The organism is Bradyrhizobium sp. Ses1 (genome assembly GCF_059512365.1).
In genome coordinates this window covers 1-13,238 of record NZ_JCAMOQ010000030.1, presented here as the reverse complement: position 1 = coordinate 13,238, position 13,238 = coordinate 1, and the positions used below count along the sequence as shown (strand labels likewise).

14 protein-coding genes are annotated in these 13,238 nt (G+C 64.7%); 6 read left to right on the top strand and 8 right to left on the bottom strand.

What is annotated here, in order from left to right; translation table 11 throughout:
* Positions 1 to 39 precede the first annotated feature (39 nt).
* Positions 40 to 801 carry a glucose 1-dehydrogenase gene (locus AC5ZG5_RS28370; RefSeq protein ID WP_456642036.1) on the top strand — a complete coding sequence of 254 codons (762 nt, stop codon included), beginning with the start codon at positions 40 to 42 and terminating at the stop codon, positions 799 to 801.
* A 41-nt stretch (positions 802 to 842) separates the two neighbouring features.
* On the opposite strand, the gene AC5ZG5_RS28365 is transcribed toward AC5ZG5_RS28370, so the two are convergent.
* A complete protein-coding gene (locus AC5ZG5_RS28365) occupies positions 843 to 1,280 on the bottom strand; it encodes a hypothetical protein (RefSeq protein ID WP_456642035.1) in 438 nt (145 codons plus the stop codon).
* Between the two features lie 353 nt (positions 1,281 to 1,633).
* Between AC5ZG5_RS28365 and AC5ZG5_RS28360 the strand changes: the two genes are divergently transcribed.
* Positions 1,634 to 3,937, top strand: coding sequence for a caspase family protein (locus tag AC5ZG5_RS28360; RefSeq protein ID WP_456642034.1), 2,304 nt, complete (start codon positions 1,634 to 1,636; stop codon positions 3,935 to 3,937).
* Positions 3,938 to 3,965: 28 nt separating this feature from the next.
* Here AC5ZG5_RS28360 and pip read toward each other — a convergent pair whose 3' ends face one another.
* The 6 genes from pip to pqqA all read right to left on the bottom strand — a co-directional run bounded on the left by pip (position 3,966) and on the right by pqqA (position 8,415).
* Complete coding sequence (gene pip / locus AC5ZG5_RS28355) at positions 3,966 to 4,952, bottom strand: prolyl aminopeptidase (RefSeq protein WP_456642190.1); 987 nt, start codon at positions 4,950 to 4,952, stop codon at positions 3,966 to 3,968.
* Positions 4,942 to 6,147, bottom strand: coding sequence for a pyrroloquinoline quinone biosynthesis protein PqqE (gene pqqE, locus AC5ZG5_RS28350; protein WP_456642033.1), 1,206 nt, complete (start codon positions 6,145 to 6,147; stop codon positions 4,942 to 4,944). Before pqqE ends, pip begins: the two co-directional genes overlap by 11 nt.
* Positions 6,144 to 6,452: a pyrroloquinoline quinone biosynthesis peptide chaperone PqqD gene (pqqD, locus tag AC5ZG5_RS28345; protein ID WP_456642032.1), complete on the bottom strand. Its 309-nt coding sequence runs from the start codon at positions 6,450 to 6,452 to the stop codon at positions 6,144 to 6,146. The genes pqqE and pqqD overlap by 4 nt, the downstream gene beginning before the upstream one ends.
* Positions 6,453 to 6,464: 12 nt before the next feature.
* Positions 6,465 to 7,220 carry a pyrroloquinoline-quinone synthase PqqC gene (gene pqqC / locus AC5ZG5_RS28340; protein ID WP_456642031.1) on the bottom strand — a complete coding sequence of 252 codons (756 nt, stop codon included), beginning with the start codon at positions 7,218 to 7,220 and terminating at the stop codon, positions 6,465 to 6,467.
* Positions 7,221 to 7,255: 35 nt separating this feature from the next.
* Complete coding sequence (gene pqqB / locus AC5ZG5_RS28335) at positions 7,256 to 8,185, bottom strand: pyrroloquinoline quinone biosynthesis protein PqqB (RefSeq protein ID WP_456642030.1); 930 nt, start codon at positions 8,183 to 8,185, stop codon at positions 7,256 to 7,258.
* Positions 8,186 to 8,334: 149 nt separating this feature from the next.
* A complete protein-coding gene (gene pqqA / locus AC5ZG5_RS28330) occupies positions 8,335 to 8,415 on the bottom strand; it encodes a pyrroloquinoline quinone precursor peptide PqqA (protein ID WP_035635412.1) in 81 nt (26 codons plus the stop codon).
* Between the two features lie 380 nt (positions 8,416 to 8,795).
* Between pqqA and AC5ZG5_RS28325 the strand changes: the two genes are divergently transcribed.
* The 4 genes from AC5ZG5_RS28325 (at position 8,796) to AC5ZG5_RS28310 (ending at position 12,869) form a co-directional block, all read left to right on the top strand.
* Positions 8,796 to 9,056 (top strand): DUF6894 family protein, encoded by a 261-nt coding sequence (locus tag AC5ZG5_RS28325; RefSeq protein ID WP_028166081.1) that lies wholly within the window; start codon positions 8,796 to 8,798, stop codon positions 9,054 to 9,056.
* A 175-nt stretch (positions 9,057 to 9,231) separates the two neighbouring features.
* Positions 9,232 to 10,518: a PQQ-dependent sugar dehydrogenase gene (locus tag AC5ZG5_RS28320; RefSeq protein WP_456642029.1), complete on the top strand. Its 1,287-nt coding sequence runs from the start codon at positions 9,232 to 9,234 to the stop codon at positions 10,516 to 10,518.
* A 145-nt stretch (positions 10,519 to 10,663) separates the two neighbouring features.
* The gene (locus AC5ZG5_RS28315) at positions 10,664 to 11,233 is read left to right on the top strand and encodes a c-type cytochrome (protein WP_456642028.1); all 570 of its coding nucleotides are present in this window, start codon (positions 10,664 to 10,666) and stop codon (positions 11,231 to 11,233) included.
* Between the two features lie 244 nt (positions 11,234 to 11,477).
* Positions 11,478 to 12,869, top strand: a complete 1,392-nt coding sequence (locus AC5ZG5_RS28310; protein ID WP_456642027.1) for an amidase family protein — start codon at positions 11,478 to 11,480, stop codon at positions 12,867 to 12,869.
* Positions 12,870 to 12,944: 75 nt separating this feature from the next.
* On the opposite strand, the gene AC5ZG5_RS28305 is transcribed toward AC5ZG5_RS28310, so the two are convergent.
* The coding region (locus AC5ZG5_RS28305; protein WP_496165475.1) for an ISAs1 family transposase at positions 12,945 to 13,238 on the bottom strand (294 nt) is incomplete at its 5' end.

Sequence of the window (13,238 nt, the reverse complement as noted above, 5' to 3'; positions counted from 1 at the left end):
CGCCCGTCCTCTACACAAGCACTAATAGGAGCGAATTCAATGTATCTGCCTTTCAAGAACCAGGTCGCGCTGGTCACGGGCGCTGCATCCGGCATGGGTTTGGCCACCGCCAGAGCTTTCGCGGAGGCCAGCGCGGCTGTCGCGCTCGTCGATGTCCGGGAAGATGCCGTCCGCCGAGCCGCCGATGAGTTGGCGGCGGCCGGCCATAAGGCGATCGGGATTCAATGCAACGTTGCAGATGAAGGTGACGTCGCCGCAGCGGTCGAACGGACCATATCGGAATTCGGGCGGGTGGATGCTGCGTTCAACAATGCCGGCGTGCAGTCGCCTGCGATCGAGACTGCCGACGTCTCGGGCGAAGAATTCGATCGGGTCAATGCCATCAATTTACGCGGCGTCTGGACCTGTATGAAGCATGAGCTCAACCACATGCGAGAGCAGGGCAGCGGCGCCATCGTCAATTGCTCGTCCATTGGCGGCCTGATAGGTCTGCCAGGGCGTGCGGCTTACCACGCCACCAAACATGGAGTGATTGGGCTGACGAGAAGTGCTGCGCTCGAATATGCAGCGCGCGGCATTCGCATCAACGCGGTGTGCCCAGGCACCATCGACACCCCCATGGTTTCCGAGATGCTCTCCAAAGAACCGGAAGCGATGAAGGAAATCCTGCGGGATCAACCGATCGGTCGGCTTGGTCGCCCCGATGAGATCGCGTCTGCCGTACTCTGGCTGTGCAGCCCCGGCGCAAGCTTCGTGATCGGGCATGCGCTCGTGGTGGATGGCGGGTTTACCGCGCACTGAATACGACCAGCGGAAGACGCTTCACAGACGGTAGGTCCCGGTCACTTCATCGTAATGGTGATGCGGGCCAGGCTGGCCGAGAGCTCCACTCCTAACCTCGGTCCGCTAAGCACCAGGACGACGCCATTCGCATTCTGCAGGCGCACAGCGCCGGCTCCGGCCACGAGAGCACCTCCGGCTCCGACCGCAGTGTACGTGCCTGCCAGATCGGCGGGATTGTGCAGGTTCTGGGCCTGCCCGACGAACTCATCAATTGACAGCGCAAGCGTCGCGCCAAAACTCGCGCCCGAAACGTCGAAGGGATATTTTTTGCCGTGGAATGTCAGCACGCCTGTACCATTGCCGACGGTGGCGATGATTCCGGCCTTGGAGAAGAGGACATGCACGCTGCCAGTGTCCGCCGGTGACGGACTGGTCGTTACCGTCCACGCGGCGAATGCCATCAGGCTGGATGCAATTGCACTGCGAAGGTCGCGCATAAGACCTGGTCCCCGTGTTTTGAACGAGCTGAGGTCGGACTCCGAGCTTGAAACGAGAGACAATCCTGATCACGCGGAAGAACGCTTGAGTTAGATCAACGCGGTCTTTGTCCGCATGAAAATGCGCCGGCTCCGAATCCTAACCTGAGCAGCGGAATCATGCTGAGCGCTGACAGCTTCAGTGCAGGCGACCCTAGCCACGGTTCCATTCGCTGATCGCGCCGAAAGGGCCGCGACGAAAAGCCAGTGGAACGTACAGGGCAGGCCAAGGATTGCCATAATTGGCGTAATTCCTGTTCAGCGGTGGTTCACCCGTCGAGGAATCCAATCGGCATCCGATAGGGGATACGATCATGACGCGCATTCTGCTCGCATTGTTCATCGGCCTGGTGTCATCGATCGCGCTGCCCGCACAGGCGCAAGAGCAGGAGAAGCGGCTCGCGCTGGTGATCGGCAATGGCGCCTACGCGTCCGGCGCGCTGCCGACGGCGGCCAACGATGCGGGCCTCGTGGCGCAGACGCTGCAGGCCGCGGGCTTTGACGTCGTCGGTGCGCGCGACCTCGACGGCGAGACGCTGCGGAAGTCGTTCCGTGAGTTCGTGCAGAAGGTGCAGGAGGCGGGACCGAACACGGTCGCGTTTGTCTATCTCGCCGGCTATGGCGTGCAGCTTACGGGTGAGAACTATTTCATTCCGGTCGATGCGAAGATCGCCCGCGACATCGATGTGCCGGTCGAAGGCCTGCGGCTGTCGGACTACATGCGCCAGCTCTCGGCGCTGCCGGTGAAGGCCAACATCATCGTGCTCGATGGCGCGCGTGCGAATTCCTTCGCCAAGGAGGGGCAGCCGCTCGCCGGCGGCCTCGCGCTGGTCGAGCCCGACGCGAAGATGCTGGTGGCGTTCAATGCCGCACCCGGCACGATCGCGCCCGAGGGACAGCCGCCTTACGGCGCCTACGCGCAGGCGCTCGCGGAGATGATCCGCGCTGGCGGCCTGCCGCTGCCTGAACTGTTCGACCGCGTCCGCCTGCGCGTCAGCGAGATGACCAAGGGCGCTCAGATTCCGTGGAACGCGCAGAAGATCGACACGCCCTTCATGTTCTTCGAACGGCAGCAGGACGCGCCGCCGACCCAGGTCGATGCCAGCGCCCGCGACAAGCCGATCCGCGACTTCGACGCCAAGGACGCCTATGCGGCCGCGCTGGAGCGCGACACGCTGCAGGGCTACGAAGACTTCCTGCAGGCGTTTCCGAATGATCCGCTCGCCAAGCGGGTGAGGGCGATCGTTGCCGCGCGGCGCGAGGCGATCACCTGGGGTCGGAGCTATCGCAGCGATTCGCCTGATGCCTATTGGTCCTATCTCCATCGCTATCCGCGCGGCCCTCATGCGGCCGATGCGCGGCGGCGTCTTACAATCCTTTCGGCGGCGCTGGAGCCGCCGCCGTCCTTTGCGCCGATCGACTACGACGTTGGGCCGCCGCCGCCCGACGAGCTGACGTATGTGGACGACCGGCCGGTGCTCTACTTCGATGATCCGGTGTACGCCTTTGCGCCGCCACCGCCGCCGCCGGTGTTCTTCCTGCCGCCACCGCCGCCGGATTTCGTGGTGCTGGCGCCACCGCCGCCTCCGGTGGATGTGTTCGTGCTGCCTGTTCCGCTGTTCGTGCCGATCCCGGTCTTTGTCCGGCCGCCGATCTATGTTGCGCCGCCGCCGAACAACATCGTGTTCGCCAACATCCACAACACGACGATCATCAACAACGTCATCAACAATCCGAACCCAACTCCGGCGCAGCTCGGCGCGCTCGGAACGAAGTTCAGTGGTGGCGCAGCTCGACCGGCGATTGCGCCATCGCTGCCGCCGGCCGCGGCGCAGCGGGCCAATCTGGTCCAGCCATCGCCGCAGGGCGCCGGTCAGTCGGCGCTGGGCACCAAGTTTGCGCCGCGTGCGCCGACACAAGCCACGCCGGGCGCGGCACCCAACACTCCCGGCGCGAATGCATTGCCAGGCGCCGGAAGGCAGCCATTGCCGCAGGCGCCGCCGCCCGCGACCGCCGCGCAGCCTGATGCGGGCACCAAGGCGTCGAGACTGACGTCGCCGCCCGGCACAGCTCCCAACGCGGCTGGTGCCAATGCGCCGGCTGGGACCAAGGGGCGGCCTTCGTCGCAGACCGCGACGGCACCTGCCACGGCCGCGCAGCCGAACGCGACCAGGCCGGGAGCTTCGCCGAGCGCGGCCGCTGCGCCGACCGACACGAAACTCAACCGGGCAGCGCCCGCACAGCGCCCATCGGCCGCACGGCCGGCGGATGTTCCGAGGGCCGCTGGCGCGCCGCCGTCGCGCCACGCGCCTGCGGCAACCGCATTGGCAAGGCCGACGCCTTCCGTCGCTCCGCCGGCTGCCGCGCATCGCCCGTCACCGCCGCCGGCTGCGGCGCGGACACCGCCGCCCGCGCGTGCGGCGGTCGCACCGCCGCCAGCTCCTGCTCCGCGCGTTGCGGCGCCACCGCCGCGGGCAGCCGCGCCGCCACCACCGCGGGTCGCATCACCGCCGCCGCAGATGCATCAGGTGCAGCGCGCGGCGCCAGCGGCGCGGCCCGCCGCTCCGGCGGGGCGCGGCGGAGCTGCCTGCCCGCCTGGCGGGTGCCCTCAGCATTGACCGGTGTGAAGCGCGGGCCTCGGCGATATCAATCCCGCTTGCGCGAGGCGAGGTCGGAGATTGCCCTCATCACGGCGTCGCGGATACCAGGGTCGTACAGGATGTGCCCGGCGCCTTCGACGATACGGATTTCGCCCCTCGGCCAGCCTGCGGCCAGCGCAAACGAGGTGGCCGGCGGACACAGCAGATCGTAGCGGCCCTGCACCAGGATGCCGGGAATGTCCGCAAGCTTGCCGGCGTCGTTCATCAACTGGTCGGGCGCCATGAAGCAGCCATTGGCGAAGTAATGCGCCTCCATGAATGGCGTCGCGGGCAAAGCGCGCGACGAGTTCAGTGAGGCGAGATCGAGCCGTGTGCGGCTGGGCGCGTTGACGGAGAGGATATGCTCGGTGTCATGCCAGGCGCGCGCGGCCGGGCTGTGCACCGCCGCGTCGGCATCGAGGATGCGGCGCCAATAGGCCTCGAGTGGTTGCTCGCGTTCTTCGGCCGGCAGAACGCTCAGGAAGTCCGCCGACAGCGCGGGATAGAAGCGCGGCAGCGTGTCGAGGAAGGCGCCTTCCAGCTCAGTGCGCGTGCCGAGGAAGGTCGCCCGCAGCACGAGGCCGGTGACGCGATCGGGATGCGCCTGCGCATAGGCCAGCGCGAGCGTCGCGCCCCAGGAGCCGCCGACCACCAGCCAGCGCTCGAAACCGAATTTCTGCCGGATCGCCTCCATGTCCGCGATCAAAAGCGGCAGCGTGTTGGCCTCGCGCTTTCCTTTGGGGCGGCTGCGTCCGGCGCCCCGCTGGTCGAACAGCACCGCGTGAAAACGCTCGGGATCGAACAGGCGACGGTGATCCGGCTGGCAGCCGCTGCCGGGGCCGCCATGCAGATAGACCGCAGGCACGCCGCCCTCGCGGCCGACGCTCTCGACATAGATCTCGTGGTCGTCGCCGACGCCTAAGAATTCGGAGGTCAGTGGCGCGAAGGGATCCGTGCGGCGCGATGCTTTGCCCGCCTCGGCGTCAGGCGCCATGGTCACCTTCCGTCTCCAGCGTGCCGCCGGCGAAATTGCGATAGAGGAAGCGGTTGTTGTCACCGGCCGCCTCGGTCTCCGCGAGCTTGAAGATCTTCTCGTGCATCGGCGACAGCGTGCAGGCCGGATCGGTGTTGCCGGCATCGCCGGTCAGCGCAAAGGCCTGGCAGCGGCAGCCGCCGTAGTCGATCTCGCGGAATTCGCAGGATTTGCACGGCTCGGGCATCCAACCGGTGCCGCGATAGCGGTTGAAGGCTTCCGAGTTCTGCCAGATCCAGGCGATCGAATGGTTCGAGCGCACGGATTCGAACTGGAGCCCGGTGATGCTTTCGGCGGCATGGCACGGCAGCACCTTGCCGGCCGGCGAGATGTTGAAGAACTGCCGGCCCCAGCCGCCCATGCACTTCTTCGGCCGCAGCGCGTAATAGTCCGGCACCACATAGTCGATTGCGAGCACGCCCTTCAGCCGCGCCTGCGCCTCCTCGACGATGCGGCTGGTCTCCTCGATCTGCGCGATCGTCGGCATCAAGGCGGCGCGGTTCTTCAGCGCCCAGCCGTAATACTGCACGTTGGCGACCTCGAGCCGGTCGGCGTCGAGATCGACCGCCATCTGGATGATGTCGGAAAGCTGGTGCAGGTTCTGGCGGTGCATCACCGCATTGACGGTGAGCGGCAGATCGAGCTCGCGCGTCCATTTGGCGGCCTGGATCTTCTTCTCGTGCGAATTTTTCAGGCCCGCAACGCGGTCGGCGACAACAGGCTCGTTGCCCTGGAAGCTGATCTGCACGTGGCAGAGGCCGGCATCGGCGAGCGCCGCCAGCTTTTCTTTCGTCAGCAGCACCGCCGACGTAATCAGGTTAGTGTAGAGCCCGACGTCATTAGCATGCTGCACCAGCTCGACGAGATCCTTGCGCGCGGTCGGCTCGCCGCCGGAGAAATGGATCTGCAGCACGCCGAGCTCGACGAGCTCGGTCATCACCTTCTTCCATTCCTCCGTGGTGAGCTCGCTGCCGGCACGGTCGAGCTCGACCGGGTTGGAGCAATAGGGGCATTGCAGCGGGCAGCGGTGCGTCAGCTCTGCGAGCACCGCCAGCGGAATGCCATAGCTCGTCGCCGTCGAGCGGTGCTGCTCCAGCACCGCCAGCCCGTCATTCGGCGCGGCCGTTGTCTTGCCGTCGGTGAGAATGTCGCTCATGGCGTCTTCTCCCGTGCTTCGCTCAGAAAACCCTTGTCCGCCAGATCCTGCAGCAGCGCGATCACGTCGGTCGCGATCGCCTCGCGCGGTGCGGCGTATTTCGCCGCGAGCTGATCGACCATGTCGGCGACGCTGCGCTCGCCGTCGCAGAGCTGCAGCACTTCGACCGCGATCTCATCTGGCGCCAGCACGCGTTCCGGCGCCAGGATCACCCAGACCTGCCGTGTCTCGTCGAACTTCAGCTTGGCATGCCGCGGCAATTTCGGCCGGCTTGTCTCGCTGACGTTGATGTTGCGGCCCGCCATCGAAGAATTCCTCTAGCTCGCCGTCGGCACGAAAGCGCCGGGCGGGATGTGGCCGTCGACATAGGCATGATAGAGCGCATCGAGCTGCACCCACAGCACGTTGGTCTTGAAGATCAGCGCATTGCAGACCGCCTCGCGCTCCGCCTGTGTCGTGGCGTGCTTCTTGACATAGTCGAGCGCAAAGCCGGCATCGCGCGGCGCCTGCTGCAGGCGGCGTTTGAAGTAGCTCATGATATCAGGACTGACGAAGTTGTAGTGCTGCAGCATCCCCGAGATGCGCTCTTCGTGCAGGTTCGGCGCGAACAACTCCGTCAGCGAGGAGGCGATCGCCTCCAGCGGCGTGCGGTCGCGGCAGAAATGCACATAGGCTTCCACCGCAAAGCGCGTCGCCGGCAGGATGCCTTCGGTCGATTCGACATAGGCGCTGTCGAGGCCGAGGCCTTCGGTCAGCTTCAGCCAGCGCTCGATCCCGCCTTCGCTGTCGACATCACCGTCATGATCCTCGATGCGATGGCGCCACTCGATGCGGGTCATGCGGTCGCGGAAGCGCGAGATCACGACCGCGTCCTTGATCGGGATCGTGCTCTGGTAATAGTAGCGGTTCAGCGCCCAGGCCTGCACCTGGCCCTTGTTCAATTTGCCGCCGTGCAAGAGCTTATGGAACGGATGCAGGTTGTGATAGCGCGTCGCGCCGACATGGCGCAGCACGGCTTCCAGCTCCGCGGCGCTATCGAGCGACACGCCCTTGCCGATCGAATAGGCGGTCATCGCTTGGAGTGAGGGTCCTTGGGGTAAAGGTGCATTCAAAGCTCTATCTCCGTTCCATCGGCAGGGATCTGCCAGCCGGCCCGCTCGGCCATCTTCCGCTCGGGAGAGTCCTTCAACAGGGCCGGGTTGGAGTTGTTGATATGCAGGAACAGTTTTCGGCCGATGGCAAGCCCTGCAAGGCTCTCGATCGCGCCGTGACTGCCTGACATCGAAATATGTCCCATCCCCTGACCGGTCTTGTTGCCGAGTCCCGCCGCGATCAATTCGTCGTCGCGCCACACCGTGCCATCGAAGAACACCAGCGGCGCTCCTGCAAGCCGAGATTTCAGATCATCGGTCACGCGCGCGCAGGCGGCGAGAAAGTAGAAATATTTGCCGCTGGCCTTTTCCGCAATGCGCAGGCCCAGCGTGTCGCCTGCGCCGTCATTGCCGGCCGGATGTGCCTTGCCCTCGAGATACCACGCGCCCTTGCCGGGAACCTCGAACGGCAGCACTTCGAGCCCGGAAGCGGAGCCGTCGGGCAAGGTCGGCTCGAATGCGTGGTCCACGGCCATCGGCCGGCGCTTCACGTTCTTCTCGCTCAGCACGTCGAACACGCTGTTGGACTTCAGGATCGCCAGCACCCGCTGGTGCGCGTAGATGGTAAAGGGCGAGCCCTCGCGCATCGACAATAGTCCCGCAATGGCGTCGATCTCGCCATTGGTGAGGATGACGCCGGCGATCGGACTATGACGAAGCTCGCCGCGCTTTGGGTGCAATTGCGGCGTTGCGGTCACTTGCTGGCGCAGGTCGGGCGAGGCGTTGATCAGGAACCAGTGCGCGCCGTCGGCGCTGACCGCGATCGAAGCCTGGGTGCTCTGCAGGTCCGCCGCCTCGCTTCTTGCGGTGGTGCAAACCGGGCAACCGCAGTTCCACTGCGGAACACCACCGCCGGCCGCCGCGCCCAGGACGACGACGCGAAGCATGATCCGTCTCCTGGCGAAAACCTGACGCGTAGGAACAAACGAGCCAGGGACACAACAAAGCGGACCCGGGCGTCAACACACATTCCCTTTGGGAAGGTCGGACGCCCGCAAGTCCAGCAACGTATTAAGGCTAAGGTCGTCGCGCCCGCTTACTTGCGGGTTGCGCACATATACATGTTGATTTCCATGCCGACGGACACTTCGACGATCTTTGGTGCTTTCCAGGCCATCAGGTTCTCCTGTTTATGATCCGGGCGTATTTCGTCCCGGGCGATAAAGTAATGCGGGCGAAAAAGTTCGCCAGTTAAATTTTGACGTGCTGCGCTGCATCAGTCATGCTGCATCGCACTGGATCATGACCAGATTAGACGGAATCAGATCATGATCTCATCTCTTTGTTTGATCATGATCTCCGCGCAAACGCTTCGCGTTTGTCGCGAGGGAAGACCGGTTTCCACTTTTCCGGATCATGTTCTAGGAATTCACGCAGTTGTGCGAGAGCCGCAAGTCAAATCATACGTTTCGTTGTTGTTCGCATTGCGATCAATGGCGATTCTGAGTTTCACGGAGGTCCCATCGCAGGGGGTCTCAACCGGAGTGTCTGCCGCCGATGCCGCGCTATTTCTTCAACACCCGTATCGGCGATGAGCTGATCTCCGACCCCGAGGGCGAAATCCTGCGGGATCCCGATCGCGCCTGGGAGATGGCGCGCGCCATGATTCGGGAACTGCTGCGGACCGAAGGCGCCGATGCCACGCTGTTGAATGCCGTCATCGAGGTGACCGACGACGAGGGCGATATCGTGCTCGAATTTCCATTCTCGGAGGCAATCATCGGTCCGCCGGATACGGGCTCGGTCACGAAACATTGAAGGTCTGCACGGTCGTTCTGCGCTAGATCGCTCCCCCGCCTCGATTCCGACCATGTTCCGGATTGCATCCGTGGACGAATGTCGGAAACTGCCACTCAGGAAGCCACGCCGGCATGCGCAGGATGCTGCACATGCGAGGACCAACAGGCTTTCGCATCTGGGGAGAACCACAGCGATGAACAATCTGACCACGCCGCGCAGCCTTGTTCGCGGCTTTTTCTTGGCCGGCGCTTTCTTCGGCGCATTCACGCTTGCCGCCTATGCCCAGCAGCCCGCCAGTCCGCCCGCCGCCGGCGCGGCACCCGCTGCAGCGCAGCCGCTGCCCCCGGGCTCGCCCCTGATCGGGCGTCCGGAGAACGAGGCGGCCGCCAAGCTTGCCCCGGTCGCGCCGCCGCCGCTGGCGGCCGCGCCCGACAAATTGCCGCTTGCCAAGCTGAAGGTGCCGGCCGGCTTCAACGTCGAGGTCTACGCCGCCGGCATGGCAAATGCGCGGTCGCTGGCGCAGAGCGACAAAGGCACGGTGTTCGTCGGCAGCCGCCTGGTCGACAAGGTCTATGCCATCGTCAACAAGGACGGCAAACGCCAGGTGAAGGTGATCGCCTCCGGCCTCTATCGCCCGAACGGCGTCGCCTTCAAGGACGGCACGCTCTACATCGCGGAGCTCTCGAAGATCTCCAAGATCGAGAAGATCGACGATGTCATCGACAGTCCGCCGAAGCCGACGGTGATCTATGACAATCTGCCGAAGGACGAGGCCCATGGCTGGAAGTTCATCGCCATCGGCCCGGACAACAAGCTCTATGTCCCGGTCGGCCAGCCCGGCAACAACGTGCTGCACGACGATGCGCATGGCCAGATCCGGCGCATCAATCTCGATGGCTCGGGTGCGGAAGTCTATGCGGTCGGCGTGCGCAACACGGTCGGCTTCGACTGGAATCCGGAGACCAAGCACCTCTACTTCACCGACAACGGCCGCGACTGGCTGTCCGAGACGGTGCCGGAGGATGAGCTCAACCGCGTGACCAAGGCCGGCGAGGATTTCGGCGCGCCGTTCTGCTACCAGGGCAACATCATCGACCAGGAGCTCGGCTGGGGCAAATCCTGCAGCGACTATACCCCGCCGGTCGGCCTGATGGGCCCGCACACCGCTTCGCTCGGCATGCGCTTCTACACCGGCAACATGTTCCCGAAAGCCTACAAGAACGCGATCTTCGTCGCGCGTCACGGCTCCTGGAACAAGTCGAAGAAGGAGGGCGGCGACGTCGTCGTGGTCAAGCTCGACAAGGACGGCAAGGTGAAGTCGGTCGAGCCGTTCCTCACCGGCTTCCTCGAGGATAACAAATATGTCGGCCGTCCCGTCGACGTGATGCAGTTGAAGGACGGTTCGCTGCTCGTCTCCGACGATTGGAACGGCGCCGTCTACCGCATCAGCTACGGCAAGCAGAAGGTCGCGGGGCAGTAGGTCGTACTCTCCGTCATTGCAAGCGAAGCGACTTGTCCGCCGTAGCTCAAAGAGCGAAGGCGGAAGCAATCCATGCCTCCGCAAGTGGCGAAGTGGATTGCTTCGTCGCGTCGCTCCTCGCAATGACGAGCGCCAGGAAAGATCGATGTACAAAAAAATAGTCGCCGCGCTCGCCCTCGCATCCATCACCTTCGCCGCCAGAGCTGAGACCATTCAGGAGCGCGCCGCGCCCTGTCTTGCCTGCCACGGCGAGCGGGGCACGTCCGAGACCGAGAACACGCCTTCGCTCGGCGCCCAGCAAGCGGCTTACGTGCTGATCCAGCTCTTCATGTTCCGCGAGAAGCTGCGCGCGTTCGACACCATGAACGAGATGGCGAAGGATCTGTCCGACGACGACCTCCGCACCTTTTCCGACTTTATCGCCACCCTGCCGAAGCCGGCATCGCCCGCCGAGGCCGGCGATTCCGCCCGCATGGCGCGCGGCCAGGCGCTCGCGCATCAATATCTCTGCAACAACTGCCACAGGCCGGATTTCTCCGGCAATGATAACGTCCCGCGCATCGCCAACCAGCGCGAGGACTATCTCAATAAGACGCTCAGCGAATACAAGGACAACACCCGCCACGGCTATGACGGCACCATGGCCGACGTGATGCAGCCTGTGACGAAGGAACAGATCGCCGAACTGGCCTACTACATCGCCCACTACCGCTAAAACGCGCTGTTCGGGTGAGTGGGGTCCGAGATTACGTCCGCGATCGTCATTCCGGGGCGATGCGATAGCATCGAGCCCGGAATCCATTTCTCCGCTCGCAACTGCGGCCCGATGGATTCCGGGCTCGCGCTCCGCGCGCCCCGGAATGACGGCGTCACCGTTTTTCGCGGAGACCCCCCTCATCCTTGCGCTGGCCACGTCAGCACGGTGACGCTAAAACACGCCCGTCGCAACGGAGTCGGCAATGGAAGAACTTTGGCGCCTGTCGGCCGCGGATCTGGCCGGCCTGATCAAATCGAAAAAGGTTTCGGCGAGGGAGGCGGCGACTGCCGCCCTGGCGCGGCTGGACGCGGTCAATCCCAGGCTCAATGCCGTGGTCGACCACAGGCCTGCGGACGTGCTGGCGCAGGCGGACGCCATCGATGCCGCGATCGGCCGCGGCGAGGAGGTCGGCGCGCTCGGCGGCGTCCCTGTCACGATCAAGGTCAATGTCGACCAGGAAGGGTTTGCCACCACCAACGGCTTGACGCTGCAGCGCGACGTGATCGCGAAGGCCGACAATCCCGTGGTGGAGAATTTGCGCAAGGCGGGCGCCGTCCTGCTCGGCCGCACCAACTGCCCGGCCTTCTCCTATCGCTGGTTCACCACCAACCTGATCCATGGCGACACCAAGAACCCCCGCGATCCGAACCTTACGCCAGGCGGCTCGTCCGGCGGCGCGGGGTCGGCGGTGGCGGCCGGCATCGGGCATATCGCGCATGGCACCGATATCGCGGGCTCGATCCGCTATCCGGCCTATGCCTGCGGCGTGCATGGCCTGCGGCCGACTATGGGTCGCATCCCCGCCTTTAACGCGGCGCTGCCGGAGCGGCCGATCGGCCCGCAGATCAGCGCGGTCTCGGGACCGCTGGCGCGCACCGTTGGCGATCTGCGCATCGCGCTCGCGGCGATGTCGGCCCGTGATATCAGAGATCCCTGGTGGATGCCGGTGCCGCTGGAGGGACCTTCCGTGCCGAAGCGCGTCGCGATGTGCCTCGATCCCGACGGTCTCAATCCGGTCGCCGAGGTGAAGGCTGCGGTGGCGGACGCCGGCAAGCGGCTGGAGCGTGCCGGCTGGACCGTCGAGGAGATCACGGCAACGCCGCCGCTGCGCGAAGCCGCCGACCTTCAGACAAAACTCTGGCTCGGCGATGGCTATGAGGCGCAGCTCGCCGCTGCCGAGCGCGAGGGCGATCCCGGCGCGCTGGCCTGCCTGCGCGGCAACCGCGCCAAGGTGCATCCATTCGATCTTTCGAAGGCGCTGACGCGCCGGGCGACATTGACGCGCGAATGGCTGGCGTTCTTCGAGCAATACGCGGTGCTGCTGATGCCAGTCTCCGGCGAATTGCCGTTCCCCGATCAACTCGACTGCAAGGACGATGCCTCCTTTGCCCGGGTCTGGCACGCGCAACTGCCGCAGATCGCCATTCCCTTCATGGGCCTGCCGGGGCTGGTTGTGAGCACAGGATTGGTCGGCTGCATTCCCGTCGGCGTCCAACTGGTCTCTGGCCGCTATCGCGAAGATCTCTGCCTTGCCGCGGGCGAGGCAATCGAAGCCGGCGGCACGCCGTCCGCGGTCATTGATCCTGCAGGCTGAGCGAAGAATCGAACATGACGATCTTAGGTCGAAGTGACGACGGCGCTTCTCCCTCTCCCCGTTCTTACGGCAGGGCTATCGCATATGGCCGAGCAAGGTGAGGAGGAAGCTGTCGTCCCAGCCGGCGCGCTTGATTTTTCGACGTATGGAGGTGGGACCAGGACAAGACCGAAGGATGTTGAGCGCGAGCCTGCGCAGGATGGCGAGGTTCTCGGGAGCATTGTCCATTCTGGCCCGGTTGCCGTCCTCGTCGAAGTGGACGTCAAGCACCCAGTGCAATTGGTTCTCGATAGTCCAATGACTGCGCGTGACCTGCAGCAGCCGCCTGGCGGACATGGACTTGGAGAGCACGTAATAGCGCACGACCGG

Bases quoted from the DNA above. Each gene is read 5' to 3' on its own strand.
- AC5ZG5_RS28370 (WP_456642036.1), top strand. From the start codon at position 40: ATGTATCTGCCTTTCAAGAACCAGGTCGCGCTGGTCACGGGCGCTGCA.
- AC5ZG5_RS28365 (WP_456642035.1), bottom strand. From the start codon at position 1,280: ATGCGCGACCTTCGCAGTGCAATTGCATCCAGCCTGATGGCATTCGCC.
- AC5ZG5_RS28360 (WP_456642034.1), top strand. From the start codon at position 1,634: ATGACGCGCATTCTGCTCGCATTGTTCATCGGCCTGGTGTCATCGATC.
- pip (WP_456642190.1), bottom strand. From the start codon at position 4,952: ATGGCGCCTGACGCCGAGGCGGGCAAAGCATCGCGCCGCACGGATCCC.
- pqqE (WP_456642033.1), bottom strand. From the start codon at position 6,147: ATGAGCGACATTCTCACCGACGGCAAGACAACGGCCGCGCCGAATGAC.
- pqqD (WP_456642032.1), bottom strand. From the start codon at position 6,452: ATGGCGGGCCGCAACATCAACGTCAGCGAGACAAGCCGGCCGAAATTG.
- pqqC (WP_456642031.1), bottom strand. From the start codon at position 7,220: ATGACCGCCTATTCGATCGGCAAGGGCGTGTCGCTCGATAGCGCCGCG.
- pqqB (WP_456642030.1), bottom strand. From the start codon at position 8,185: ATGCTTCGCGTCGTCGTCCTGGGCGCGGCGGCCGGCGGTGGTGTTCCG.
- pqqA (WP_035635412.1), bottom strand. From the start codon at position 8,415: ATGGCCTGGAAAGCACCAAAGATCGTCGAAGTGTCCGTCGGCATGGAA.
- AC5ZG5_RS28325 (WP_028166081.1), top strand. From the start codon at position 8,796: ATGCCGCGCTATTTCTTCAACACCCGTATCGGCGATGAGCTGATCTCC.
- AC5ZG5_RS28320 (WP_456642029.1), top strand. From the start codon at position 9,232: ATGAACAATCTGACCACGCCGCGCAGCCTTGTTCGCGGCTTTTTCTTG.
- AC5ZG5_RS28315 (WP_456642028.1), top strand. From the start codon at position 10,664: ATGTACAAAAAAATAGTCGCCGCGCTCGCCCTCGCATCCATCACCTTC.
- AC5ZG5_RS28310 (WP_456642027.1), top strand. From the start codon at position 11,478: ATGGAAGAACTTTGGCGCCTGTCGGCCGCGGATCTGGCCGGCCTGATC.